Origin of the sequence: Pseudomonas sp. NPDC087185 (genome assembly GCF_044744955.1) — a bacterium.
In the GTDB taxonomy this organism is placed as follows: Bacteria; Pseudomonadota; Gammaproteobacteria; order Pseudomonadales; family Pseudomonadaceae; genus Aquipseudomonas.
The window spans coordinates 329,431-356,093 of record NZ_JBIUZK010000002.1 but is presented as its reverse complement, the minus strand read 5'-3'; the positions used below and the strand labels follow the sequence as shown (position 1 = coordinate 356,093).

Sequence of the window (26,663 nt, the reverse complement as noted above, 5' to 3'; positions counted from 1 at the left end):
GCAGCGCCTTTAGCAATGATTCGGCATAGCCAGCTGGCCGCAAATAGCAATTACCGCTATGCCTACTGGAATCTCCATACAAATCATGACCTTAACCCGATTCACACCGGGTGTACGCTTTTTTAACACTTTCTTGACGCAAGCCCTTACCTCTCCTTAGCTGAAGATTATCTAGTCGTAAAAACTCGCGCCGGGCCTCTAGCTCGCGCCTTCGTGCGTGCCTGCGAAAGCTGGCGTGCTGGTTTGGGTCGCCCTCTGTTTTTGCCGTACAGCTCGTGACAGTCAGGCCAGGTCCTTGGGCTGTATCCCACAAAAACAAAGGAGATCCGCCATGAAAACCACCTCGAACCCCTTGCGTTTCGACCGTATTTTCTACGCGGTTTCCACGTCGATGCTTCTGGCAACCCCGGTGGAAACCTTCGCCTTCGACTGGCAGGACGACCCTAGCTCGCCCCCGTTCCTGCAGCAACCGGCGATGCTGCAGCTGTCACTCGACCCGGTCAGCGCCAGCGGCCTGAGCCTGGGCACGCTGACGGCCTTCAGCGACAAGATGGCCGAGCGCCATGGCCCGGCGGCTCCCGACCTGGTCGCCAGCCAATGGGCGCAATTCTTCCCGGGCACAGCGCGGCCTGGGGCGCAGGCGCCTGACCAGTTGGAAGCCCCCAGCCAGCAACTGATGATCGGCCCAGACCTGTTCGTTCGCGAAACCGGCGCCGGCAACGTGCACCGCGCGGGGATATTCGTTGGCCATAACAACCTGCAAAGCAGCTTGAACGGCAGCCGGCCGCTGCTCGGCGACAAGCAGCGCAACGCGGTCAACCTCAGCGGTGAGAGCCTGGGGGTGTACTGGAGCATGACCCATGAGCAGGGTTGGCACCTGGATGCCGTGGCCATGGGGTCGCGCATCGATGTGATGGGCCGTGGCGAGAGTGGCCAGCGGCTAGACGACAGTGGCCACGCAATGACCTTTTCGGTGGAAGGTGGTTACCCGATCCGCCTGGGTGGCAACTGGGTGATCGAGCCGCAGGCACAGTTGATCAACCAACAGTTCTTCCCCGGCAGCCAGGTGCAGGAGGAGACCCTGCAGGCGTTCGACAGCCAGCCCACCTGGAGCGGCCGGGTCGGTGCCAAGTTGTCCGGGCACTACGAAGTGCGGGGCATGCCGATCGAACCCTATGTGCGGACCAACGTCTGGTATGACTTCAGCAATGCCGACGAAGTGAAGCTGGACCAGGTCGACAAGATTTCCGGTTCGCGCTACTCGACCACCGTGGAACTGGGGTTGGGGCTGGTGGCGCGGGTCACGCCTTCGTTGGCGCTGTTCGTCAGTGCCGATTACAGCAGTGATGTGGATGACAATGACCTGAATGGGTTGATTGGCAGCCTGGGTGTGCGGATGCGGTGGTGACCCGTGCCGGCCTCTTTGCGGGCTTGCCCCGTGAAGAGGCCGGCACTGGCAACCGATCAGGCTGGTTTCATCACCAGTACCCCCAACGGCGGCAGGTTCAAGGCCAAAGACAGCGGCTGCCCATGGCTACCAATGTCATCACTCTCCACCGCCCCCAGGTTGCCCACATTCGACCCCGCATACAGCTCGGCATCGCTGTTGAGCAACTCCTGCCAGCGCTCACCAAACGGCACGCCAATCCGATACCCCTCGCGCGGCACCGGGGTGAAGTTGGCCACCACCAGCAACGGCTCGCCATGGCTGCTCCAGCGCAACCAGGCGTACACGCTGTTGTGCGCATCATCGCCAATCAGCCACTGGAAACCTTGCGGCTGGCAGTCCTGCTCGTGCAATGCCGGCAAATCACGGTACAAGCGGTTGAGATCGCCCACCAGACGCTGTACACCCTGGTGTTCGGGGTACTGCAGCAGGTACCAGTCCAGCTGGTGATCATGGTTCCACTCGCGCCACTGGCCGAACTCGCAGCCCATGAACAGCAGCTTCTTGCCCGGGTGCGTCCACATGAAGGTCAGGTAGGCCCGCAGGTTGGCAAACTTCTGCCAGCGGTCACCGGGCATCTTGTCGATCAGCGAATGCTTGCCGTGCACCACTTCGTCATGGGAGATCGGCAGGATGAAATGCTCGGAGTACGCATAGATCAGGCCGAAGCTCATTTCGTTGTGGTGGTGGGCACGGTGCACCGGGTCGTTCTGGATGTAGTGCAGGGTGTCGTGCATCCAGCCCATGTTCCACTTGTAGGCAAAGCCCAGGCCGCCTTGCTGGGTTGGCTGGCTGACGCCAGGCCAAGCGGTGGACTCCTCGGCGATGATCAGCGCGCCCGGCGCTTCGTGGGCGGCCACACCGTTGAGGTGGCGGATGAAGTCGATGGCTTCAAGGTTCTCGCGACCGCCGTGGCGGTTGGGCACCCACTCGCCAGCCTTGCGCGAGTAGTCGCGGTACAGCATCGAGGCCACCGCATCGACGCGCAGGCCGTCGATGTGGAAGTGCTTGAGCCAGTGCAGCGCCGAGGCCAGCATGAAACCGCGCACCTCGTTGCGGCCCAGGTTGTAGATCAGCGTGTTCCAGTCCTGATGGAAGCCTTCCAGCGGGTTGTCGTACTCGTACAGGGCCGTGCCGTCGAAGCGCGCCAGGCCATGTTCGTCGGTGGGGAAATGCGCCGGCACCCAGTCGAGGATCACCCCGATGCCGCCCTGGTGGCAGGCGTCGATGAATGCCGCGAAATCTTCAGGCGTGCCATAGCGCGAAGTCGGCGCGAACATCGACAGCGGCTGGTAGCCCCATGAGCCACCGAACGGGTGCTCCATGATCGGCAGCAGTTCGATGTGGGTGAAGTTGAGCTGCTGCACGTAGGGCACCAGGCGTTCGGCCAGTTCGCGCCAGTTGTAGAAGCGCGACACTTCGCCCAGGTCGTCCAACTCGCACTGCCAGGAGCCTGGGTGCAGCTCGTAGATCGACAGGGGTGCGCTGTAGGCGTGCCGATGGGCGCGGTGCTCCATCCAGTCGTGATCGTGCCATTCATGGGACAACGCCCCCGCCACCTTCGACGCCGTGCTGGGCGGTAACTCGGTGGCGCGCGCCAGCGGGTCGGCCTTGAGCGGCAGGATGCCGTCCTTGCCCAGCACCTCGTACTTATAGGTTTCGCCTACCCCAAGGCGTGGCACGAACAACTCCCACACCCCAGCGCTGTGACGCAGGCGCATCGGGTGGCGGCGGCCATCCCAGTTGTTGAAATCGCCCACCACCGACACCCGCCGCGCATTCGGCGCCCACACCGAAAAGCACACGCCATCGACACCGTCGACCCGGGTCGGCTGCGCACCAAAGCGCCCCGACAGGTCACGGTGGTTGCCTTCGGCAAACAGGTGCAGGTCCATGTCGCCCAATTGCGGGCCAAAGCTGTAAGGGTCTTCGGTCACCTGCTCGCCACCGGCCCAGCCGATCTGCAGCAGGTACGGCTGTGCATCATCCAGGTGCGCGATAAACAGGCCAGGCAGGCTGCCCTGCGCCATTTCGGCCAGCACACGCCCGTCTTGGCGGGCCAGCACCCGTGCGTTCAGGGCGGCCGGCAGGAAGGCGCGAACCCACAATCCACCCGCGCCATCGCCATGGGGGCCCAGTACGGCGAAAGGATCGGCGTGCTCGGCGCGGGCAAGGGCATCGAGCTCCCGCTGCCGAAGGCCACCGTTGTCACGCGTAGTTGCATTCATCTAAGACTCTCCCCAGGTACTGATCAATCCATGCAGGCCATGCAAAGGCACGGCCAGCCAACTCGGCCGGTTCTCGGCTTCATACGTGATCTCGTAGGCGGCTTTTTCCAGGCAGAACAGTTCCAGTGCGGCGCGTTCGCCTTCGGCCTGTTGCCAGGCGTGGGGCATGGCGGCGGTGGCCAAGCCGTAGGCTTCGACGAAGGCATGGCGCGACTGGTGCAGGTACTGCCGGGCGACCCGCTGACGAGCCTGCCGTGCTGCCTCGGAAAGGTCTACCGCCGAGGCGCTGCGCAGGATCATCGCAGCAGCATAGTCGAAGGATCGCAACACGCCGCTGACATCCTTGTACGGGCTGTGCTTGGCCCGGCGCTCGTCCAGCGGACGCGACGGCTCGCCTTCGAAATCGATGAGGTAAGCATCCCCCTGCACCACCAGCACCTGGCCCAGGTGCAGGTCGCCGTGCACGCGCATCAGCAGCCCACCCTGGGCTTGATGGGCGAGGTTGGCGATGTGCTGGGCCAGGCCGTCACGTTGCTGCTGCAGGTCGTCGACCAGGGCCTGGCTGTCGCTGTCCAGGCTGTCGCGGTGCTGGGCCAGCAGGTCGAGGGCATGGTTGAGCTCGGCGCCGATCTGGCGGGCCCAGCGGTCGCTGTCCTGGCCATCACTGGCGCGTGGCTGGAAGGCGGCATCCTCGCTCGGTGCGGCCAGCAGCAGGTGCATCTCGCCCAGGCGCTGGCCAAGCAAGGCGGCAAAACCATTGAGTTCGGCCAGCGCGTCGGTGTGCGCCTCCGGGTCGTTGCTGGCCGGCTCCATCTCGTCGCGGATAGCCCGCTCCAGGGTGTTCTGGCTCCAGGCCCAGGCATCGCCCTGGTTGCTCAGGTATCCCTGGGCAATCATCAGCAGGTGCGGCGCATTCGCGTCGTCCACGCGGCTGACCCAGGCCAGCAGCGGCGAAATGTTGGTGAAACCGGCAGCCGTCAGGTAGGCGCTCATTTCCAGCTCCGGGTGAACACCGGGGTTGACCCGGCGGATCAGCTTGAGCACCACGCGATCACCGACCACCACCGAGCTGTTGGACTGCTCGGCGCTCAGGTAGCGCACGGCGCTGTCCCCGTCGAGCCCCAGGCCGACCAGCTGATCGGTGCACTGGAAACGCAGCTCGCCAAGGTCGTTTCCACAAGGCAAGCGCATGCCCTCCTGGCAGGCGCGCAGCACGGCGCGAATGAACGGTTCGAGCACGAAGGCATCCGTGATCAAACCCACCTGCCGGCCACGGCGTACCCGCGAAAGCGCCAGCTGCTGTGGCAATGCAGTGTTGATCTGCTCTTCAGGCAGAAACCCGAATGGCAGTTGGTACTGGTTGGCCACGCCATCGCCGAGCACTTCGATTTCGCTGAGCAGCACCGGCGTGGTGGCCGTGCCGAAGCGCACGCCGTAACGCAGTCGCACCTGGTCGATGGGGCCTTCCTTGCCAGCGAACCAGCGGCGCTTGGGCAAGTATTGCGGCAGGATCGAGCCCTGCAATATGTCGCTGGAAGGCGCCTCGAGCAGCTCCTCCATGCGTTTGCGCAGCACCAGTGTGGTCAATTCCGGCAACCCCTCGGTCGGTTGGACGTGCCAGCTGGGCATGCGGTCGTGTGATGCCAGCAGGAACCAGTAAAAAGCGTAAGGCGGCAAGGTCAGCAGGAACGGCAACTGGCCGATCGGCGGAAAGGCGCTGCCGCCGAGCATCTCCACCGGCACCTTGTCGGCGTACTGCGATAACTCCAGTTCCGCCGCCTGCGCCGCACGGGAGACGTTGGCGACGCAGAGAATGACCTCATGGTTGCCCTCGGCATCGGTGTATTCGCGGATGTACGCCAGGATGCGCCGGTTGCTCGGTGTGAGCGTGCGCAAGCTGCCGCGGCCAAAGGCCTTCTGCTGGTTGCGCACCGCCAGCAGGCGGCGGTTCCAGTTCAACAGTGAGTGAGGGTCGTGGGACTGCGCCTCGACGTTGACGGTCTGGTAACCGTATAGCGGGTCCATGATCGGCGGCAGCACCAGGCGCTGCGGGTCGGCCTTGGAGAAACCGCCGTTGCGGTCTGGTGACCACTGCATGGGCGTGCGCACCCCATCGCGGTCGCCCAGGTAGATGTTGTCGCCCATGCCCAGTTCGTCGCCGTAGTAAAGCGTGGGGGTGCCGGGCATCGACAGTAGCAGGCTCGTGAGCAGTTCGATGCGCCGACGGTCACGTTGCAGCAGCGGCGCCAGGCGGCGGCGGATGCCGAGGTTGATGCGCGCTCGACGGTCTTCGGCGTAATAGTTCCACAGGTAGTCGCGCTCGCGGTCGGTGACCATCTCGAGGGTCAGCTCATCGTGGTTGCGCAGGAAGATCGCCCACTGGCAGTTGGCGGGGATTTCCGGGGTCTGGCGCAGAATGTCGGTGATCGGAAAGCGGTCCTCCATGGCCAAGGCCATGTACATGCGCGGCATCAACGGGAAGTGGAAGGCCATGTGGCACTCGTCGCCGTCGCCTTCGCCGAAGTAGGGGCGGGTGTCCTCGGGCCATTGATTGGCCTCGGCCAGCAGCATGCGGTCGGGGTAGTTGGCGTCGATCTCGGCGCGGATCGCCTTGAGCACGCGGTGGGTCTCGGGGAGGTTTTCGTTGTGGGTGCCGTCGCGTTCGATCAGGTACGGGATCGCATCCAGGCGCAGGCCGTCGACGCCCAGGTCGAGCCAGAAGCGCATCACCCCGATCACCGCCTTGAGCACCTGCGGGTTGTCGAAGTTGAGGTCCGGCTGGTGCGAATAGAAGCGGTGCCAGAAGTACTGCCCGGCGACCGGGTCCCAGGTCCAGTTGGACTTTTCGGTGTCGAGGAAGATGATCCGCGTGCCGTCGTACTTCTGGTCGTCATCCGACCACACGTAGAAGTCGCGCGCCTTGCTGCCACGCTTGGCCAGCCGCGCGCGCTGGAACCACGGGTGCTGGTCGCTGGTGTGGTTGATGACCAGCTCGGTGATCACCCGCAGGCCGCGTTTGTGCGCTTCGGCGATGAAGCGCTTGGCGTCGGCCATGCTGCCGTAGTCGGCATGCACGGCTTTGTACTCGGCGATGTCGTAACCGTCATCACGCCGCGGCGAGGGGTAGAACGGCAGCAGCCAGAGGGTGTTGACGCCCAGTTCGGCGATGTAGTCGAGCTTGCTGATCAGGCCTGCGAAATCACCGATGCCGTCGTTGTTGGCATCGAAGAACGACTTGATGTGCAGCTGGTAGATCACGGCGTCCTTGTACCACAGCGGGTCGTCGATGAAAGCTGCCGGGCGGGAACGCTTGGCCATGGGTGACTCCTTTCAATTCTGCGGATCCGCACCTGCGTGGTTTGGGGGCTGCTGTGCAGCCCAGCGGCCCTGGTTCAAGGCCTAACGGGCCTTTTCGATGCGCCAGATGCCAAACGGCTGATGCCACGGCTCGATGCGCATCCATTGGGTCTTGCCATGCCAGGTCCAGCGGTGGCCGTTCATCAAGTCCTCGCCGATCGTATCGGCATCGTCATCCAGCCCCAGCTCCCACAACGGCAGCTCGAAACTGGCCTCCTGCGCGTTGTGCGGGTCGAGGCTGATCGCGACCAGGATGTAGTTGTCGCGCTCGGGCGTGCGTTTGGCGAAATACAGAATGTTGTCGTTCCAGCAGTTGAAGAAGGCCACGCCAAGGTGCGTCTGCAGGGCGCGGTTCTGCCGGCGGATGCGATTGAGCTGGGCGATCTCGGCGATGATGTTGCCAGGCTGAGTGAAGTCGCGCGGGCGGATCTCATACTTCTCCGAGTCCAGGTATTCCTCCTTGCCCGGCAACGGCGTGCCCTCGCACAGCTCAAAGCCCGAGTACATGCCCCACAGCCCCGACCCCATGGTTGCCAGCGCGGCGCGGATGAGAAAACCCGCCCGCCCCGAGGTGTGCAGGAAAAATGGGTTGATGTCCGGCGTGTTGACGAAGAAGTTGGGCCGGTAGCACTGGCTCCATGGCGGCTGGTTGAGTTCTTCGAAATACTCGCGCAATTCCTGTTTGGTGTTGCGCCAGGTGAAGTAGGTGTAGCTCTGCGCATAACCCACCTTGCCCAAACGCGCCATCATGGCTGGCTTGGTGAAGGCCTCGGCGAGAAAGATCACGTCCGGGTACTGGCTGCGCACATTGCCGATCAGCCATTGCCAGAACGGCAGCGGCTTGGTGTGCGGGTTGTCGACGCGGAAGGTTTTAACGCCCTCCTCGACCCAGCCCACCACCACGTCGCGCAGGGCCAGCCACAACGACGGCACGGCGTCGGCGGCATAGAAATCGACGTTGACGATGTCCTGGTACTTTTTCGGCGGGTTCTCGGCGTAGCGGATGGTGCCGTCGGGGCGCCAGCTGAACCAGCCGGGGTGCTCCTGCAACCACGGGTGGTCCTGGGAGCACTGGATGGCGAAATCCAGGGCGATTTCCAGGCCGTGCTCGGCGGCAGCGGCGACCAGGCGGCGGAAGTCCTCGCGGCTGCCCAGCTCAGGGTGAATGGCGTCGTGCCCGCCTTCGGCGCTGCCGATGGCGTAGGGGCTGCCCGGATCATTGGGCTCGGCTTGCAGGGCGTTGTTGCGGCCCTTGCGATGCTGTTTGCCGATGGGATGAATGGGCGGGAAGTACAGCACGTCGAAGCCCATGTCGCGGATCATTGGCAGGCGCTCGTGGACGTCGTTGAAGGTGCCGTGGCGCTCGGGGCTGTCGGTGATCGAGCGCGGAAACAGCTCGTACCAACTGGCGAACTGCGCGGCCGGGCGATCGACATCGAGGGGGAACTCGCTGCTGCGGGTGAGGAAGCTGCGGTGTTCGGCTTCGCTCATCAGCCGAGTGGCTTCGTCACCCAACAGCAACGCAACCTGGTCATCCGGGGACAACTCCAGCAGCCGTGCCTGCAAGCCCTCTATCTGCTCACGCAAAGGGCCCTCGCTGCGCGATGCGCCTTTGCCGAGCAGCAAGCGGCCCTCTTCGAGCTCGAGCTTGACCTCGACACCGGCGTGGTACTTCTTCTCCAGGTCGTGGCAATAGGTGGCGAACGGGTCGACCCAGGCCTCGATGCTGAACAGGTGCAGGCCCAGTTCGGTGGGGGTGAAGTCGGCCAGCCACAAGTCGTTGCCGGGCGATTGCATGGGCACGCAGTGCCAACGCCGGCTGTTGGCCTGGCGCCAGTTGAGCATCACCGCCAGGCGGTCATGGCCGTCGCTGTAGACTTTGCTGCTGACCGCCACCGGCTGGCCGCTGATGGCTTTGGCGGCGAAGGTGCCGCCATCGAGCACGGGGCTGCTGTCCTCGATCACGATGCGCGGCGCCAGCAGCGCCTGGGCCAGGCTGACGGCCTGGTCGGGGTGATCATTCGCCATCGGTACGCTTTCGAAGGGCTCGTTACGCGACATCGGTCCTGGCTCCCTGTTGGCATCGGCGGTAAGGGTTCAGAGCCATCGTCCACGCGGGGGGTTCAAAAAAATTGAGCAAACGGCGCAGCCATGCATCAAAGCCTGCACCACCCTCTCAATTACCCCGCGAGGTCAGGCCATGAACATTCCCATTCCACCAGAGACACCCGACCCGAACATCGACGACCCGAGCCTGCCGCCGCCCGTTCCGGAACAAGACCCGGACGAGCTGCCGATCAAGCCGACGGTGCCGCCGACGGTGGGCGACCCGCCAAGCCAGGAGCCACCGGTGAAGGCTTAAGGATAGACGAGGCAACTGGTATTTCTGCCAGTAGTCGCACTGCCCGGTTGCGCTGATGATGGGGGCTCCTAATGGATACCGGGAGCGCCGATGATTGTGGACAGGACGACGTGGTGGATACGTGACTACTACACGCAATGTGTGATCGGATATTTACAGGATGCAGGCGTTGTAGAGCCCAACGGCGGCACACCGCTATCGCATATCTGCAAGGACAAATGCGAGTACGCCTTGCTGTGCCTGGAGCATGACAACAAACTGCGTTTGCGACGTGATTACAGCACCGTCAGTGAACTGGCCACGGAGCTGCGCAAAGCCATAAAGTCACGTTAGTTTGCCGTCCCTTTCGCGGCTTTACCGCTGAGGGGGACGGCAACTCCAGTCCCTCAGACGGCAGACACAGCGCTTAGCTCGGCCACACTGATCTCGCGCATCCTGAACTTCTGCACCTTGCCGGTCACCGTCATCGGAAACGCTTCAACGAAGCGGAAATGCCGCGGCACCTTGTAATGCGCGATGCGCGCCTTGCACCAGCTCTGCAGCTCGTCAACCGTGGCGCTGTGCCCCGGGTGCAGCTTGATCCAGGCCACCACCTCCTCCCCATATTTGCTGCACGGGATGCCGATCACCTGCGCATCCGCCACCGCCGGGTGGGTGTAGAAGAACTCCTCCAGCTCACGCGGGTAAATGTTCTCACCGCCCCTGATGATCATGTCCTTGTTGCGCCCGATGATGCGCACATGGCCGTGCTCATCCATCACCGCCAGGTCACCCGAATGCATCCAGCCGGCCGGGTCGATGGCATCCGCCGTGGCCTGGGGGTTATCCCAGTAACCGAGCATCACGCTGTAACCCCGGGTGCACAGCTCGCCTATTTCGCCGCGCGCAACGATACAGCCCTCGGCGTCCACCAGCTTGGTTTCCAGCTGCGGCTGGGTGCGCCCGACCGTGGTCACGCGCAGTTCCAGCTCGTCGTCGGGGCCGGTCTGCAGCGACACCGGGCTGGTTTCGGTCATGCCGTAGGCGATCTGCACTTCGGCCATGTGCATCTGGTCGATGACCCGGCGCATCACCTCGATCGGGCAGGTAGCGCCGGCCATGATGCCGCTGCGCAGGGTGGAAAGGTCCAGGCGCTGGCGTGACGGGTGGTCGAGCATGGCGATGAACATGGTCGGCACGCCATAGAGAATGCTGGCACGCTCCTCGGCCACCGCACGCAACGTGAGCTCGGGGTCGAAGGCGTCATTGGGGTAGATCATGGTGCTGGCGTGAGTGATGCAGCCGAGGTTGGCCATGACCATGCCGAAGCAGTGGTACAGCGGCACCGGGATCACCATGCGGTCGGCACAGGTCAGGCCCAGGCTCTCGCCGACCATGAAACCGTTGTTGAGGATGTTGTAGTGGCTGAGTGTCGCCCCTTTCGGCGCGCCAGTGGTGCCGGAGGTGTACTGGATGTTCACCGGCTGGTCGAACTGCAGGCTCTGCTGGCGGGCCATGCAGGCCTCGACTGCGGTTTGCCCTGCCCGCTCGGCCAACGCCTGCCAAGGCAGGAAACCGTGCGGCGGCTGGGCAGCCAGGCTGATCACACCGCGCAGTTCGGGCAGGCGTTCACTGGCCAAGTCACCCAGGGCTACAGTGGCCAACTCTGGCACCAGTTCCTGAACCATGGCGTGGTAATCGGACGTCTTGAACGCATCGGCGCACACCAGCCAGCGGCAGCCGGACTGGCGCAACACATACTCCAGCTCAGCCACGCGATAGGCCGGGTTGATGTTGACCAGAATCGCGCCGACCTTGGCACTGGCCAATTGCAGGATGCACCACTGGGCGCAGTTGGGCGACCAGATGCCGACCCGGTCGCCCGTGCTCACGCCTAGCGTCATCAGGGCCCGGGCGTGCAGGTCGACCTGTTCGGCCAACTGATGCCAGGTGTAACGCACGCCCTGGTGGCGCACCACCAGCGCTTCGCGGTCAGGGTAACGGGCCACGGTGGCATCGAAGGCCTGACCGATGGTCAGGGTCAGCAAGGGGTGGTCCTGACGACCTCGGCTGTAGCTGGGTTGACTCATGGGTGTCCCTTCTTGTGGTTGTTCTGGGCACGGCTGAAGCAAGCGACCAATACTCTGGCGCAGATTTACGTTTACGTAAAGGTGACGAGTCGATTGACAGTGAGCAAAGGCAGGCTTACGTTAACGTAAAGGTGAAAAAGACGCTGCGCTTTGGGGAGCTGCACCGAACCCTTTGGGAGCGGTGCAAAGTCCATGAGCTACGGTGTTTCCTACTATCAAGAACAAGAAGGTGCCCCACATGTATTACCCCTCCCTGAACTTCGCCCTGGGCGAAACCATCGACATGCTCCGTGACCAGGTAAGCACCTTCGTCGCCGCCGAGCTGGCACCGCGCGCCGCGCAGATCGACCACGACAACCTGTTCCCCGCCGACATGTGGCGCAAGTTCGGCGACATGGGCCTGCTGGGCATCACCGTCGCAGAAGAGTACGGCGGCGCCGGCCTGGGCTACCTTGCCCACGTGGTGTCGATGGAAGAGATCAGCCGCGGCTCGGCGTCGGTGGCCCTCTCCTACGGCGCGCACTCCAACCTGTGCGTCAACCAGATCAACCGCAACGGCAGCCACGAGCAGAAGCTGAAATACCTGCCCAAGCTGATCAGCGGCGAGCACATCGGTGCCCTGGCCATGAGCGAGCCCAACGCAGGCTCCGACGTGGTGTCGATGAAACTGCGCGCCGAAAAGCGCGGCGACCGCTACGTGCTCAACGGCAGCAAGACCTGGATCACCAACGGCCCCGACGCCAACACCTATGTGATCTACGCCAAGACCGACCTGGACAAGGGCGCGCACGGCATCACCGCGTTCATCGTCGAGCGCGACTGGAACGGCTTCAGCCGCAGCAACAAGTTCGACAAGCTGGGCATGCGCGGTTCCAACACCTGCGAGCTGTTCTTCGATGACGTCGAAGTGCCAGAAGAGAACATCCTTGGCCAGTTGAACGGTGGCGTGCGCGTGCTGATGAGCGGCCTGGACTACGAGCGCGTGGTGCTCTCCGGTGGCCCCACCGGCATCATGCAAAGCTGCATGAACCTGGTGGTGCCGTACATCCACGACCGCAAGCAGTTCGGCCAGAGCATCGGCGAGTTCCAGCTGATCCAGGGCAAGATCGCCGACATGTACACCCAGCTCAACGCCAGCCGCGCCTACCTGTATGCCGTGGCCCAGGCCTGCGACCGTGGCGAGACCACCCGCAAGGACGCCGCCGGGGTGATCCTGTACACCGCCGAACGCGCCACGCAAATGGCCCTGGAAGCGATCCAGATTCTCGGCGGCAATGGCTATATCAACGAATTCCCGGCTGGCCGCCTGCTGCGCGACGCCAAGCTGTACGAAATCGGCGCCGGCACCAGCGAAATCCGCCGGATGCTGATCGGCCGCGAACTGTTCAACGAAACCCGCTGAGCACAAGGGACGGGCGCACATGGCTACCTTGCACACCCAGATCAACCCGCGTTCGGCGGAGTTCGCCGGCAACAGCGCGGCCATGCTCGAACAGGTCCAGGCCCTGCGCGGCCTGCTCGCCCACATCGCGCAGGGCGGCGGGTCGAAGGCCCAGGAGCGGCATACCTCGCGGGGCAAACTGCTGCCGCGTGAACGGATAAACCGCCTGCTGGACCTGGGCTCGCCATTCCTCGAGATCGGCCAACTGGCCGCCCATGAGGTATACGGCGAAGACGTGCCCGCCGCCGGCGTGATCGCCGGCATCGGCCGCGTCGAAGGCGTTGAATGCATGATCGTGGCCAACGACGCCACGGTCAAAGGCGGCTCCTATTACCCACTGACGGTAAAAAAACACCTGCGTGCGCAGACCATCGCCCTGCAGAACCGCCTGCCGTGCATCTACCTGGTGGACTCCGGCGGCGCCAACCTGCCGCGCCAGGACGAAGTGTTCCCCGACCGCGAGCACTTCGGGCGGATCTTCTTCAACCAGGCCAACATGAGCGCGCTGGGCATCCCGCAGATCGCCGTGGTCATGGGCTCGTGCACCGCCGGCGGTGCCTATGTGCCGGCCATGGCCGACGAAGCGATCATGGTGCGCCAGCAAGCGACCATCTTCCTCGCCGGCCCACCGCTGGTGAAGGCCGCCACCGGTGAGGTGGTGAGCGCCGAAGACCTCGGCGGTGCCGATGTGCACTGCCGCACCAGCGGCGTGGCCGACCACTATGCCGACAACGACGAACATGCCCTGGCCCTGGCCCGGCGCAGTGTGGCCAACCTCAACTGGCACAAGCTCGGCAAGCTGCAGCGCCTGGCGCCGGTGGCGCCGCTGTATGGCGCCGATGAGCTGTACGGGGTGGTGCCGGCAGACGCCAAGCAACCGTTCGATGTGCGCGAGGTGATCGCGCGGCTGGTCGATGGCTCGGTGTTCGATGAGTTCAAGGCATTGTTCGGCACCACCCTGGTGTGCGGCTTCGCCCACCTGCACGGCTACCCGGTGGCGATACTGGCCAACAACGGCATCCTTTTTGCCGAAGCCGCGCAAAAAGGCGCGCACTTCATCGAACTGGCCTGCCAACGCGGCATCCCGCTGCTGTTCCTGCAGAACATCACCGGTTTCATGGTCGGTAAAAAGTATGAGGAAGGCGGCATCGCCAAGCACGGCGCCAAGCTGGTCACCGCTGTGGCCTGCGCCCAGGTGCCGAAATTCACGGTGATCATCGGCGGCAGCTTCGGCGCCGGCAACTACGGCATGTGCGGCCGCGCCTACGACCCGCGCTTCTTGTGGATGTGGCCCAATGCGCGGATTGGCGTGATGGGCGCCGAACAGGCGGCCGGGGTGCTGGCGCAGGTCAAGCGCGAGCAGAGCGAGCGCAGCGGCCAGGCCTTCAGCGCCGAGGACGAAGCACGGCTCAAGCAGCCGATCCTCGACCAGTACGAACACCAGGGCCACCCCTACTATTCCAGTGCAAGGCTGTGGGACGACGGCGTCATCGACCCGGCGCAGACCCGCGACGTGCTTGGCCTGGCGTTGTCCGCCGCGTTGAACGCGCCAATCGAACAGAGCCGCTTCGGCATTTTCCGGATGTGACCCATGAGCGATTTCAGCACCCTCGAAGTGACCCGCGACCCGCGCGGCTTCGCCACCCTGTGGCTGAGCCGCGAGGACAAGAACAACGCCTTCAACGCCCAGATGATCCGCGAGCTGATCGTCGCGCTCGACCGGCTGGCCGAAGACACCAGCTTGCGCTTCGTGCTGCTGCGCGGCCGGGGCCGGCATTTCAGCGCCGGCGCTGACCTTGCCTGGATGCAGCAATCGGCGCAGCTGGACTTCAACACCAACCTGGATGACGCCCATGAACTGGGCGAGCTGATGTACGCCCTGCACCGCCTGAAGGCGCCGACCCTGGCCGTGGTGCACGGCGCGGCCTTTGGCGGCGCGCTGGGGCTGATCAGTTGCTGCGACATGGCCATCGGTGCCGAGGACGCGCAGCTGTGCCTGTCGGAGGTGCGCATCGGCCTGGCACCGGCGGTGATCAGCCCGTTCGTGGTCAAGGCCATCGGCGAACGTGCCGCGCGCCGTTACGCCCTGACCGCCGAGCGCTTCAGCGGCGTGCGTGCCCACGAGCTGGGCTTGCTGGCGGAGGTATATCCGGCCGCAGAATTGGAGGCGCAGGTCGAGGCTTGGGTGGACACCCTGCTGCACAACAGCCCGCAGGCGCTGCGCGCCACCAAGGAGCTGCTGCGCGAGGTTGACGACGGCGAGCTCAGCCCGGCCCTGCGCCGCTACTGCGAAAACACCATCGCCCGCATACGCGTCAGCGCCGAAGGCCAGGAAGGCTTGCGCGCCTTCCTGGAAAAGCGCCGCCCCGCCTGGCAAAACGAACACAAGAAGGAGCCGCGCCCATGAGCCGCCCCACACTGACTACCTTGCTGGTCGCCAACCGCGGCGAAATCGCCTGCCGGGTCATGCGCACCGCCAAGGCCCTGGGCCTGACCACCGTGGCTGTGCACAGCGCCACCGACCGTGATGCCCGCCACAGCCGCGAAGCGGATATCCGCGTAGACCTGGGCGGCAGCAAGGCCGCCGACAGCTACCTGGTGGTCGACAAACTGCTCGCCGCCGCCAAGGCCAGCGGCGCTCAGGCCATCCACCCGGGGTATGGCTTTCTCTCCGAAAACGCAGGTTTCGCCCGTGCCATCGAAGACGCCGGGCTGATCTTCCTCGGCCCACCGGCCAGCGCCATCGACGCCATGGGCAGCAAGTCGGCCGCCAAGGCACTGATGGAAACGGCCGGGGTACCGCTGGTGCCGGGTTACCACGGTGAAGCCCAGGACCTGGAAACCTTCCGCGCCGCCGCCGAGCGCATCGGTTACCCGGTGCTGCTCAAGGCCAGTGCCGGCGGTGGCGGCAAGGGCATGAAAGTGGTTGAGGACGAAAGCCAACTGGCCGACGCCCTCGCCTCGGCCCAGCGCGAGGCGCAGTCGTCGTTTGGCGATGCGCGCATGCTGGTGGAAAAGTACGTGCTCAAGCCGCGCCACGTGGAGATTCAGGTGTTCGCCGACCAACACGGCAACTGCCTGTACCTCAACGAGCGTGACTGCTCGATCCAGCGTCGCCACCAGAAGGTGGTCGAGGAAGCGCCCGCGCCGGGGCTCTCGGTCGAGCTGCGCCGGGCCATGGGCGAAGCCGCTGTGCGCGCTGCCCAGGCCATCGGCTACGTCGGCGCTGGCACCGTGGAGTTTCTGCTCGACGCCCGTGGCGAGTTCTTCTTCATGGAAATGAACACCCGCCTGCAGGTGGAGCACCCGGTCACCGAAGCCATCACCGGCCTTGACCTGGTGGCCTGGCAGATCCGCGTGGCCTGCGGCGAGGCATTGCCGATCACGCAGGAACAGGTGCCGTTGATCGGCCACGCCATCGAAGTACGCCTGTACGCCGAAGACCCGGCCAACGAGTTCCTGCCCGCCACCGGCACCCTGGCGTTGTACCGCGAGTCGGCGCCGGGTGAAGGCCGCCGGGTGGATAGCGGGGTCAGCGAGGGCGATGACGTATCGCCGTTCTACGACCCGATGCTGGGCAAGCTGATCGCCTGGGGCGAGAACCGCGAACAGGCGCGCCTGCGCTTGCTGGCGATGCTCGACGAATTCGCCATCGGCGGGCTGAAGACCAACATCGCCTTCCTGCGGCGCATTCTCGCCCACCCGGCATTCGCTGCGGCCGAGCTGGACACCGGGTTTATTCCGCGTCATCAGGACGTGCTGCTGCCCGCCCCACAGGCACTGCCTGCGGGCTTCTGGCAAGCCGCAGGCGAGGCCTGGCTGCTGGGCCAGGCGCCGCATCTGCGCAGCGACGACAGCCACTCGCCATGGGCCGAGCGATCCGGCTTGCGCCTGGGGTTGCCAGCGCACAGCAGCCTGCACTTGCGCAGTGGCGGCGAAAGCCAGGCGATTGCGCTTGAGCACAGCGCCGCCTCGGCTTGGCAACTGGATGGCGAACAACTGGGCTTTGATGCGGGTGGGGTGCGCCGGCGTTACCTGGCGGTGCGCCGGGGTCGCACACTGTTCCTGCGCTGGGACGGTGAAATGCATGCCATCGAGGCGTTCGACCCGATTGCCGAGGCCGACGCCAGCCACACGCACCAGGGCGGGCTGGGTGCCCCCATGAACGGCAGCATCGTGCGCGTGCTGGTCGAGCCTGGCCAGGTGGTGGAGGCGGGAACAGCGCTGGTGGTGCTGGAAGCCATGAAGATGGAGCACAGCATCCGCGCGCCCCAGGGTGGCACGGTGAAAGCGCTGTTCTGCCAGGAGGGCGATATGGTCAGCGAAGGGACGGTGCTGGTCGAACTGGTGGCGTGATGTCGACAAGGGGCTGCTTTGCAGCCCCTGCAGCCTAGAAGACGCCGTGCACGCGCACAACCACGCCGAGAAACTCACAGCCTTCTTCGCACACCAATGCCGGGTAGCTGCTGTTCAGCGCCTTCAGATAATACTGCCCGCCCTCTTCGGCCAGTTCCCGAAGAATCGCCGATTTGCCTGGCTGCCGCGCAATCACCAGCCGCCCGGCCTCGGCCTCCAGCCCCGGGTCCACCAGAATGCGCATGCCCTGGGGCACGCTACGGCCGCTGGCCGTGCTCATGGCATCGTTCTCCACGGTCAACCAGAACGCCTTGCCCTGCGCCAGGTACTCGGTCTGCTCGTAGAGGGCCGGTTCCACGGCTTCGCAGGCTCCCAGTCGATCCCAGGCCAGCACCGGATAGCGGAAACACACGACGTATTGCATCAGGTCGATGGCGTCGTCAGCGTCATCCACCTCGTAGCGGCCGCTTTGCTCACCCACCTGCCCGAGCACGCTCAACTGCAGGCTGACGTGGTAATGCGGCATGCCCAGTTCGACGAACACCCGGTTCATCGAATCGACCTTGGGCTGGCGCCGCTTGTTCACCCAATGGCCCACGCTGCCCTGGGAAACCCCAACGCGTTCGGCGAGCTGCTCTTGAGAGATATCGAGCTCCTCCATCCGGTCACGGACGAGGGCAATCCATTTATCCATATTCATCGCTGGCACGATACGGACTGCCTTCTAGCGCTCAATAAACATTCAGTATTATTTATCAGAACGCCAATAAATACATAAGGTATTAGTATCAACCCGGACCTATCCCCTATTGGCATGCGCAGGTATCAGGATGAAACCACCGAAAAACGACGAAACAGAACTCGACAGCGAAGCGGCCCGCCGCGCCCTCGACTATTACCTCAACCCCAACCCCGCCCGCCCCAGCGAGCACAACCGTATCTGGACCCTTCACGAGGGGGTCACTGGCGAGCAAGCCCAGGAACATGCCATCGCGCTGCTCCGCTGCGCCGCCGCCACCGCCCACGAAACGGCCAGCCACCAGGAAGGCAGCCACCGTGAATTGACCTTCGCGCTCATGCACATGATGGACATGGCCAGGGCCCTGCTGGAGCACAAACGCACCATGCAGACTGGGCTGTAGACGGGGAAAAGAAGGGACAAACGTGATGGCCTGGAACGGCGAAGGCCCCGATTGCCGGGACAAGGAAGCGCTCCGGTAAAAGTTTTTACCGGAATAAGTGAAAAATCATTTGACTGGCAAATGATAACGATTATTATTGCACTCAGCTGATCGCGAGATCCGCTGGATAACCTGGAGCTTAGGTCGCTCTCAGATTATCTCCTCATCAGGCTAATCACGGTTTTTGACCCGGCTTTTTTGCCGGGTCTTTTTTTTGGCTCTTCAGGCTAATGAAGATCGTTGATGGCGGCGATGATAGCAAAAGTGTGTCAGGGCGTGAATGCTCATTACAAAACTTTGCGGAATCAGCACTTGAGAATCAATCTCGTTTCGCCTACTCTGATTCCGCGTCAAGGAAGATGCCCCCACCCCACCCCTGTCGAGCAAGGAGCTGTCCATGAGCCGTCTGCTGCTGCCGCTTGAGCACCCAACGCCCGCTACCGGCCACGACGCCGACGATGCCCTGCTGCATGGGCTCAAGCGCTTGCCGCGCCGTGTCCAGCAAGTCTTCCTGCTCAACCGCCTCGACCAACTGGATTTCACCAGCATCGCCACCCGCCTCGACCTGCCCTTGTTGAGCATCGAACGGCACATGAACCAGGCCCTGCAAACAGCACGTGCACAGGGCGACGCATTGGCCAGCATTGCCGGGCAATGGTATGTGCGCCTGCAAAGCCCGGAGGCGACCGCGTGTGAGCGCATCGACTTCCGTCGCTGGCTCGATGCCGACCCGGCCCACCTGCAGGCCTTCCATGACACTGAACTGCGCTGGCGCAGCCTGCTGGCCCCAGCACGCGAGCTCGGCCAGGATGGCTGGTACCGGCAAGGGCGTGCGGCGCTGTCGTTGGGTGGGTGTTCGATTGCGGTTGGGTTGGGGGTTGCGGCGCTGTTGATGTTTGGCTACTGGGCGTAAAACGGCATAGGGCTTGCCACAAGATCTTCAGCATCTATCAGATCGAGCGCCGCCCGCGCGGCGATCGATTTGCGCATCACCACAAAAACCAAGGCAGGCCTCAAGTAGCCTCCACTCCATCCCGACATACAAAGCCCCGCCAATCCCGCCAAGTCCGTGCCATCGGCGCTCTTCCAGATCTGCGCAATACCAGCGCGGCGCAATACTCTGTGCCCAATCGTCCCAGTGAGCGGTGTACAGTACCCCCACAATAAAGCCCAAGGAGCCTCGCCAATGACCGTGACGCTGTCCCCCCTGCAGATCGACTGCGCTTTCGATTCCGGCAACATCCAGGTCCTGGATGCCAGCAACCCGGCACAGGTTCACCTGGCCATCCGCCCGGACACCCACAGCGGCCACTTCCAGTGGTTCCACTTCAAGGTCAGCGGCCTTACGCCGGGTCAGGTCCATCGCTTCAGCCTGGACAACGCCAGCGAGTCTTCCTACAAGAACGCATGGAGCGGCTACAACGCTGTGGCGTCCTACGATCAGCAAAGCTGGTTCCGAGTGCCCAGCCAGTTCGATGGCAAGGCGCTGGCTTTTGAAGTGAAGGCCGAGCAGGAGCAGATCTGGTTCGCCTACTTCGAGCCCTACCCGCGCGCGCGCCACAACCAGTTGATCGAGCGTGCCCAGCAGATCGAAGGGGTCGAGCTGTTGGCCCATGGCCGCAGCGTGCAGGGCCGCGACATTCCGCTGCTGCGCGCAGGCGACGGTGCAGCGGGCAAGCGCAAGCTGTGGCTGATTGCCCAGCAGCACCCAGGCGAGCACATGGCCGAGTGGTTCCTGGAGGGTGTGATCGACCGGCTGCAAGCCAATGATGACGTCGTGCAGCAGCTGCTGGCCAAGGCCGACCTGTACCTGATCCCCAACATGAACCCTGATGGCGCCTTCCTCGGCCACCTGCGCACCAATTTCAAGGGCAAGGACCTGAACCGGGCCTGGCAGGATGCCAGCGTCGAGTTGAGCCCTGAGGTGTTCTTCGCCCAGGCGCAGATGAAGCAACACGGTGTGGATGCGTTCATCGATGTGCATGGGGATGAAGAGATCCCGCATGTGTTCACGGCGGCCTGCGAAGGCAACCCAGGTTACACGCCGCGGCTGGCCAACCTTGAGGAGCAGTTCCGCAGTACGCTGAGCAGCGTCACGCCGGACTTCCAGACGAAATATGGCTATACCCGCGATGAGCCGGGGCAGGCTAACACCACACTGGCGTGCAATGCGGTGGGCATGGCGTATGACTGCTTGTCGCTGACCTTGGAGATGCCGTTCAAGGACCATGACGATGCGCCCAACCCGGTTACTGGCTGGTCGGGGGAACGGTCGAAGGCGTTGGCGGGGGCGGTACTTGAGACCTTGCTGAAGATGGTTGACGATTTGCGCTGATCAGGGCCGGTCTCTTCGCGGCGGTTCGGCGCCCCGATAACCCCGCGAAAAGGCCCAAACAGGCACAGCTGATCAGAACTGCACATCGAGAATCACGTTGTCGGTATAGGTCGTGGCCGGCGGTGTCGCCTGGTCGGTATAGACCTTGGCGTTGTAATTGAACACCTGGCTACCGGTCCCGGTACCCACCCCCGGGTTCACATCGGCATCACTGCTTGAGCGCCTTGCGCTGGTTAGCGAACCCCAACGCACGGCACCGGCGCTCTTGAAAATGTCGTAGGCCAGGTAGTTGTTGGCCGCAGACTTCATCCGGCGTCGCCCGCCAGAGGCATTCTGGCCATCATCCAACCCCACCGTGTAACTGCTGCCTTTGGTGCACGACAAGCTTATGCCCTGGCTCACAGTACCGAACCCCGCCACCACCGGCGCACTGCCGAAGTTGATGCTGGGTGTGGTGATCTGGCAATCGTTGCTGACCGTCATCGTTACCGTGAGGGTCTGGTTTCCTGAGCCTGTATCGCGCCCCAGGCAGATATTGCCCAGCCCGATCCCAGAACAGTAGTTCCAGACCCAGGCGAGGCTCAGCGTCTCGGTATATACACCCGCAGCGACATTGGCCCCGACCACTGTCTTCAAATACAGCGGCACGGTTTTAGGCGAATTGCCATTGAGCAACCCCAGCGCGTCGATCAGCCCGTTGCGGGCAAAGTCGAACTGCGTGCCACGGGCGATGGGGTAGCTGGTCGTGTTATCGGCGTAGATCGTATACGGGATGATATCGCCGGTCGGCCCCAGCAGCCCACTGCCGGTAGACGTGATAGTGAGGTAAAAGTGATCGCTATTCACCAGCAAGGACAATAACGACCCCGTGCATTGCAGCCCCGCGTTAGTTGTCGACGCGTTTTGCACGGCATTGCGCACCAGCGTCGAGTTGATGGTGCCGAACGCCGCAGGCGCGGTCGCAGGCGACGAACACAATGCCCAGGCCGAACTTGCCGATAGCATCAACAGGGCCGGCAGCAGGCCACGCATCAGCCCGTTCACCGGCACACCAAGGGGCCGATCAATGGGATCGAGCCCTCTACCTGCGGCAACTCGAACTCGACCTGGCACTGCCCTCCTCCTTCCAACTGCACTTGCAGGCGGTTGTGCGGCGACAGGTTCTCCAGGTACACCAGGCCATCCCACCCCACCACCGCCTGGCTACCGCTCTCCTGGTGGGTGACCGTGCTGCCCAGCTTGAGCGGCTGCTGATTGCCATCGACCAGCTCAAGGCTCGCCGCCAACACGCGCTTGAGCGGGAACTCCAGCAGGTAGCCGCTGCCACGGCGCACTGCAACGCGCTGCTCGACATCCGGCGCAAGCACGTCGGGCGGCAGGTCCATGGGGTCGATTTCGTATTTACCGCGGTAGTAGCCGCTGCTATAGGGCACCAGCAAATGGCCGCCTTTGTCGGTGCGGCCGATCTCCTGGTTTTCATAGCGCACCGGCACATCGGCGTAGCCATTGGTACTGACCACCACAAAGGCATCGTCGATACGGTTGGCGGCAAACACGCCAGCATCCATCCACACCAGCGAGCCGCTGGCGTCGGCCCAGCGGGTCATCTCGCCGCTGGTGCCGTACACGCCAGCCTGCAATTGCACCGACTGCAGGCGCCAGGTGACATCGGCCTGGCGGTAGGCATCGCGGTCGCCACCGGTGGCATAACCCAGGTTGTAGCCAACCCCGCCACCCACCGGCACCGCGCGGCTGTAGTTGACGCGCTGCAGCTCTTCGCCTTCCTTGCTGCGCTCCGTGCTCAGGGCCAGGGTACCGCTGAAGTCGATCGGGATCACCACCTGCGCCTGCACCGCCCACTGGCTGTCGCCGACCTCGCGGTTGGCCGACAGGTAGAGGCTGCTGTTACCCCACAGCGGCTTGCTCCAGCTGAGGTTGATCAGCCGCGTGCGGGTGCCGTCGCCGGCGCGCACATCGAAATAGCCGGCGCCGAGGCTGCCGAAGCGGTCGAGGTTGAGGCTCAGGGTGACCTGCTCGCTGCGCTGGCTCAGCTGCATGTCGGGTGTGTCGACGCGGCTCAGGTCGGCATAGTCGCCGTGGCGTTGCAGGCGCTGGTAGCTGAAGCCCATGCGCTGGCTGTTGTACTGGTAACCGAGGGCAACCTGATGGCCCTTTTCGCCGTCGAACTGGCTCTGCGCCAAGGCGGCGTTGAGTACCCCGAAAGTGCCAATGCGCAGGTTGCCGCCCAGGCCGCCGAGCAACAGCGATTCGGCGCTCTCGACATGGCTTTCCAGGGTGAAGAAGTCACTGACACCATGGCGCAGGCTGGCCGAGGCGACGCCTGGGCCATAGCTGAAATCGCGTACAGCATAGTCGCGGCGCAAGCTGCCGGCAGCCACGGTAAAGTCCGAGAGGCCTTTTTGCAGCAGGCTGCTGGTGACGTAAAACGGCAAGGTAGTGGATACCTGGCGGCCGAGGGCATCGGTGGTGACCACCACCGCCTCACCGGCGCCATTGATGAACGGCACGTTGGTCAAGGTATACGGCCCGGGTTGCAACTCGGCGGTGCTGGACTTGTAGCCATTGATGAACAGGTCCAGCGACGTCGGCACCGCCGCCTCGCCAGCAAAGGCCGGCAACGGGTAAGTGACCAGGTCCGGGCGTGCGGCAAAGTCGCGCGACAGTTGCAGGCCACCGACGCGCACCGAGCTGGTCCAGGGCAAGGCACCGGTGACGAAGTCGCCAGCCTCATACGTCAGCAGGCGCTGTTCGTCGGTGAAGCGCCAGGTGGTGTCGTAGCGCAGGAAGCCCTGCCGGCTGTCGTCGGTTTGCGCACCGTTGAACGACTGGCGCCACTGGCCGGTGGTGGCGAAGGTGCCCCAGCTGTCGAACAGGCGCAGCTCGTTCCAGGCGGCCAGGTAAGTGCCGCCCTCGTCGGTGTCGTTGAGGTACAGGTCATAGTTGAACAGCGCGCCAAAACTGCTGCGCGCATCGCTGGCCGGGTACAGGTTGCGGTCGCCGAACTGTTGGTCTGGCAACCAGGCCGGGGGCACCTGCAGCAGCAGGCGCTGGTTCTGCGCGTCGTAGTCGCTGTGCAGGCCAGCCACACCATCCAGGGCCACTTCGCCCTCGGGGGCACCCGGCAGGGCAATGCCCGTCGCGCGCAAGACCTCGCTGTCAAGGAACAGGCGGCCAGCCCGTTGCTGGACCGGCACCAACTCAGCCCTGGGCACCTGGTTCACCAGAAGGTCCAGGTACAACGTGGCATCGGCGACGGCGGCCGCTTCGCTGGGCGGCGGTGGCAAGTCCTCGGCCACTGCCAGGCAGGGGCCGATAACGGCCAGCCCCAGGTACCAGCGGCGTGTCGCCCGCGACAGCCATTTCACACACGGAATCCGACCATTGCCGGGTCCTCCCTGGCCCTTGTCCCTCATTCGGCAGCGGGCTCATTGCCCTTGCCGGATCGCTTCGGCCGTGTCCTGGCCGTTCACCCTCCCTTTCAGTACGCCGCTGCTGTTCGGTGCCACCGGGGCCGGCCAGCGCATGCTGGCGCCGGGCAGCACGTAGCCGAGCAACCCTTCGGTCAATGGCTTGGCCTGGCCGCCCTGCTGCACCACCACGTCGGTCAGGCGGGCATGCACCGGGCCGGTATTGCGTAATTCCACATACGGCTTGCCTTGCACCGTCACCGGCCGCCAGCTCAGCTGGGGTTTGCCAACGCCGCTGGCGCTGCGCTTGCCGTCCGGGTCCGGCTTGCCCCACAAGCCTTCGCCATAAACGAACAGCGGCACCGAATAGCGCATCTGCAGGCGGATGGCCGCAGACGTGCCCTGGTTGGCGTTATCCGTCGGCAGTGGTGAGGGGATTTCGTCGATGATGATGCGGTAGGCCTGCTCCTGGCCGGCCGGCGAGCTGCCGGTGCGGGTCAGGCGGATCAGTTGCTTCTGCCCGGGGGCGATGGTGGCGACCGGCGGGCTGCCGATGATGTCGCGCTGGGCCTGGAACTGTTCCTGGTAATCGCCCTGGCGCCAGGCAAAAACCCGTACCTGCAAGCTCGCCGGGGCCGTGCCACGGTTTTCCAGCCACAGCGCGCCGGCCTTCTGATCAGCTTCCAGTACCGGGTCGATCGGCCAGATCAGCACCGAGGTGGCCGCCCACGCCGGCACGCTCGCCAGCAGCAACAACCCGATCAAACCCTGCGCCCACTTCGCGCCTGCCCGCATGCCACTCTCCTTGGTTCATTGTCAGGGGCCCGGTTGTTTCACCAGGTCACCGCCACCTGCACGACATCGGTGTAAACCCCTGCCGGCAGGAGGCCGGTCAGTTGCGTGCGGCCGTACACCGACAGCTTGATCGCCGTCGGGTCACTGTTGTTAAGGGTCACGCTCTGGCCAACCGCGATGCTCTGGCTGTAGGCCGCGTCCTGGTACAGCTGGTAAGCCAACACCTGGGTACCGCCGCCGCGCTTGAGGTAACGCGTGCCGCTCACCCCGTTCTGCCCTGCATCCAAACTCATGCTCAAGCTCACCCCCGGCGTGCACTGGAAGGTCACCGTGGTGCCGCCGAGCGAGGTACTGAGGATTCCGGTAGACAATGCCGACTGGGTGCCGTAATTGAGCACGCCATAGCTGGTGACGCCGCCCACCACCAGGCAACCCGCCGCAATGGTCGCCGAGACCTGGAACGTGCTGCTGGTCGCGGCATCCAGTGGCGTGGTCAGCAACACCCCAAGCCCTGTGAGGCAGCCACCCAGCCAACGGCGCATGGCCGCGGCTCAGAACGACAGCTCGACAGCCACCGTATCGGTGTACACCCCTGCCGGCAGGCCTGCCTTGCCGCGTGCCTGACCATAAAGGTTGACGGTTTGCGCCACGCCAGTGCTGGTCGGCAGGGTGATGGTGCCGTCGATCGCCAGCAATTGGGTGCGCCCGGTGTCGGTGTAGAAGTCGTACGGCACGAAGTTGCCGGCGCCATCGGCCAGTGCCCGGGTGCCGCCGCTCGATGCGCCGTCATGGGCGCCCGCGCGCACACGGATCGCCGGCACCGTGCCGGCCGAGCAAAGAATGCTCATGGCACCGCCGCCGCCGCCCAGCACCTGGCCGTTGGCGGTGGTGAACAGCGCTTCCTGGGTGCCGAAGCTCAAGGTACCGAAGTTCAACCCCGAGGTGCCGGCGCTGCCATTGACTTGGCAGGCCGCAGTCAATGTCAGGGTCGAGCTGATGGTCCCGGTCACCGTGGCGGCCTGGGCGTGAGCTGCCAACGCCAGGCCGAGGCCGGCGAGGATGCAGTGGGTGAGGTTCGTTCGCATCGGAGTCTCCTTGCGTTGATTACCAGTCCAGGGTCACTCTCAGGGTGTCGCGGTACAGCCCGGCCGGCAGCGCGCGCGGTTGCGCCACCACCACGCCGTAGATAGGAATCGGGACCTGCTCGCTGCTGCTGATGGTGAAGGCACGGGCCTGGCCGATGCCGTAACGGCTGTTGCCGCTCGGGTCGACCGCCAATTGATAGGGGATCATGTCGCGGCCATTGCTGAGCCTACGCACGCCATCACTGCCGTTCATGCCGGCATTGATGCGCACATTGAAGGCCCTGACCTGGGGCGTGCAGCTGATCTGCAGGCTGCCCTCGCCGCCGGCCTCGTCGACCCGGGTGCGCAGGGGCTGGTCCCAGTTCGGGCCGCGCTGGCCGAAGTCCATCAGCCCAGGGTTGCCGAGGGTGGCGGGCGGCTGGTCGCCGCTGCTGATCTGGCAGGCCGCGCTGATCACCAGGCGCGCCTGGATGAAGCCACTGGTGGTGCCATGCGCCGCGCCGCCTGGCAACAGCAGCGGGCCGAGGGTGAGCAGCAGGATCGAGGTGCGGTTCATGCCGTGACGTCCTTGCATGGCGG

General features: G+C 64.3%; 20 protein-coding genes. 9 read left to right on the top strand and 11 right to left on the bottom strand.

The genetic code is table 11. From position 1 onward, the window contains the following. The first annotated feature begins 331 nt into the window (after positions 1-331). Positions 332-1,408 carry an autotransporter domain-containing protein gene (locus tag ACIPIJ_RS06905; protein ID WP_401074186.1) on the top strand — a complete coding sequence of 359 codons (1,077 nt, stop codon included), beginning with the start codon at positions 332-334 and terminating at the stop codon, positions 1,406-1,408. Positions 1,409-1,464: 56 nt separating this feature from the next. Here the strand turns inward: ACIPIJ_RS06905 and glgB are convergent, their stop codons facing one another. The 3 genes from glgB to ACIPIJ_RS06890 form a co-directional block, all read right to left on the bottom strand. After that, positions 1,465-3,675 carry a 1,4-alpha-glucan branching protein GlgB gene (glgB, locus tag ACIPIJ_RS06900; RefSeq protein WP_401074184.1) on the bottom strand — a complete coding sequence of 737 codons (2,211 nt, stop codon included), beginning with the start codon at positions 3,673-3,675 and terminating at the stop codon, positions 1,465-1,467. Continuing rightward, positions 3,676-6,993 carry a maltose alpha-D-glucosyltransferase gene (gene treS / locus ACIPIJ_RS06895; RefSeq protein WP_401074181.1) on the bottom strand — a complete coding sequence of 1,106 codons (3,318 nt, stop codon included), beginning with the start codon at positions 6,991-6,993 and terminating at the stop codon, positions 3,676-3,678. Positions 6,994-7,074: 81 nt separating this feature from the next. Then, positions 7,075-9,093: an alpha-1,4-glucan--maltose-1-phosphate maltosyltransferase gene (locus ACIPIJ_RS06890; RefSeq protein WP_401074178.1), complete on the bottom strand. Its 2,019-nt coding sequence runs from the start codon at positions 9,091-9,093 to the stop codon at positions 7,075-7,077. A 139-nt stretch (positions 9,094-9,232) separates the two neighbouring features. Between ACIPIJ_RS06890 and ACIPIJ_RS06885 the strand changes: the two genes are divergently transcribed. Further along, positions 9,233-9,394, top strand: coding sequence for a hypothetical protein (locus tag ACIPIJ_RS06885; RefSeq protein ID WP_172228164.1), 162 nt, complete (start codon positions 9,233-9,235; stop codon positions 9,392-9,394). A gap of 386 nt (positions 9,395-9,780) precedes the next feature. Here the strand turns inward: ACIPIJ_RS06885 and ACIPIJ_RS06880 are convergent, their stop codons facing one another. After that, a complete protein-coding gene (locus ACIPIJ_RS06880) occupies positions 9,781-11,463 on the bottom strand; it encodes an AMP-binding protein (protein ID WP_401074176.1) in 1,683 nt (560 codons plus the stop codon). Between the two features lie 238 nt (positions 11,464-11,701). Between ACIPIJ_RS06880 and ACIPIJ_RS06875 the strand changes: the two genes are divergently transcribed. The 4 genes from ACIPIJ_RS06875 to ACIPIJ_RS06860 are packed head-to-tail and all read left to right on the top strand — an operon-like array spanning position 11,702 to position 17,260. Further along, positions 11,702-12,865 carry an isovaleryl-CoA dehydrogenase gene (locus ACIPIJ_RS06875; protein WP_401074173.1) on the top strand — a complete coding sequence of 388 codons (1,164 nt, stop codon included), beginning with the start codon at positions 11,702-11,704 and terminating at the stop codon, positions 12,863-12,865. 19 nt (positions 12,866-12,884) lie between these two features. Then, complete coding sequence (locus ACIPIJ_RS06870) at positions 12,885-14,492, top strand: carboxyl transferase domain-containing protein (protein WP_401074170.1); 1,608 nt, start codon at positions 12,885-12,887, stop codon at positions 14,490-14,492. A 3-nt stretch (positions 14,493-14,495) separates the two neighbouring features. Continuing rightward, positions 14,496-15,311 carry a gamma-carboxygeranoyl-CoA hydratase gene (locus ACIPIJ_RS06865; protein ID WP_401074167.1) on the top strand — a complete coding sequence of 272 codons (816 nt, stop codon included), beginning with the start codon at positions 14,496-14,498 and terminating at the stop codon, positions 15,309-15,311. Further along, positions 15,308-17,260, top strand: a complete 1,953-nt coding sequence (locus ACIPIJ_RS06860) for an acetyl/propionyl/methylcrotonyl-CoA carboxylase subunit alpha (RefSeq protein WP_401074164.1) — start codon at positions 15,308-15,310, stop codon at positions 17,258-17,260. The genes ACIPIJ_RS06865 and ACIPIJ_RS06860 overlap by 4 nt, the downstream gene beginning before the upstream one ends. Positions 17,261-17,294: 34 nt before the next feature. Here the strand turns inward: ACIPIJ_RS06860 and ACIPIJ_RS06855 are convergent, their stop codons facing one another. Then, on the bottom strand, positions 17,295-17,960 hold the full coding sequence (locus ACIPIJ_RS06855; RefSeq protein ID WP_401074162.1) for a LexA family protein: 666 nt from the start codon (positions 17,958-17,960) through the stop codon (positions 17,295-17,297). 130 nt (positions 17,961-18,090) lie between these two features. On the opposite strand from ACIPIJ_RS06855, the gene ACIPIJ_RS06850 reads away from it, so the two are divergent. The 3 genes from ACIPIJ_RS06850 to ACIPIJ_RS06840 all read left to right on the top strand — a co-directional run bounded on the left by ACIPIJ_RS06850 (position 18,091) and on the right by ACIPIJ_RS06840 (position 20,776). Next, the gene (locus tag ACIPIJ_RS06850; protein WP_401074159.1) at positions 18,091-18,402 is read left to right on the top strand and encodes a DUF6124 family protein; all 312 of its coding nucleotides are present in this window, start codon (positions 18,091-18,093) and stop codon (positions 18,400-18,402) included. 436 nt (positions 18,403-18,838) lie between these two features. Then, on the top strand, positions 18,839-19,354 hold the full coding sequence (locus tag ACIPIJ_RS06845) for a DUF4880 domain-containing protein (RefSeq protein ID WP_401074157.1): 516 nt from the start codon (positions 18,839-18,841) through the stop codon (positions 19,352-19,354). Between the two features lie 273 nt (positions 19,355-19,627). Next, positions 19,628-20,776, top strand: a complete 1,149-nt coding sequence (locus ACIPIJ_RS06840) for a M14-type cytosolic carboxypeptidase (RefSeq protein ID WP_401074154.1) — start codon at positions 19,628-19,630, stop codon at positions 20,774-20,776. A gap of 72 nt (positions 20,777-20,848) precedes the next feature. Here the strand turns inward: ACIPIJ_RS06840 and ACIPIJ_RS06835 are convergent, their stop codons facing one another. From ACIPIJ_RS06835 to ACIPIJ_RS06810, 6 genes are read right to left on the bottom strand one after another with little or no spacing between them, the layout of a single operon-like run. Then, positions 20,849-21,820 (bottom strand): spore coat protein U domain-containing protein, encoded by a 972-nt coding sequence (locus tag ACIPIJ_RS06835; protein ID WP_401075708.1) that lies wholly within the window; start codon positions 21,818-21,820, stop codon positions 20,849-20,851. Beyond that, entirely contained in the window at positions 21,817-24,162 is a 2,346-nt protein-coding gene (locus ACIPIJ_RS06830) for a fimbria/pilus outer membrane usher protein (protein WP_401074152.1), read from the bottom strand. Before ACIPIJ_RS06830 ends, ACIPIJ_RS06835 begins: the two co-directional genes overlap by 4 nt. A gap of 60 nt (positions 24,163-24,222) precedes the next feature. Continuing rightward, positions 24,223-24,999: a molecular chaperone gene (locus tag ACIPIJ_RS06825; protein ID WP_401074149.1), complete on the bottom strand. Its 777-nt coding sequence runs from the start codon at positions 24,997-24,999 to the stop codon at positions 24,223-24,225. A 38-nt stretch (positions 25,000-25,037) separates the two neighbouring features. After that, a complete protein-coding gene (locus ACIPIJ_RS06820; protein ID WP_401074147.1) occupies positions 25,038-25,541 on the bottom strand; it encodes a spore coat U domain-containing protein in 504 nt (167 codons plus the stop codon). A 9-nt stretch (positions 25,542-25,550) separates the two neighbouring features. Then, entirely contained in the window at positions 25,551-26,084 is a 534-nt protein-coding gene (locus tag ACIPIJ_RS06815; protein ID WP_401074144.1) for a spore coat U domain-containing protein, read from the bottom strand. Between the two features lie 19 nt (positions 26,085-26,103). After that, complete coding sequence (locus ACIPIJ_RS06810; protein ID WP_401075706.1) at positions 26,104-26,640, bottom strand: spore coat U domain-containing protein; 537 nt, start codon at positions 26,638-26,640, stop codon at positions 26,104-26,106. Positions 26,641-26,663 lie beyond the last annotated feature (23 nt).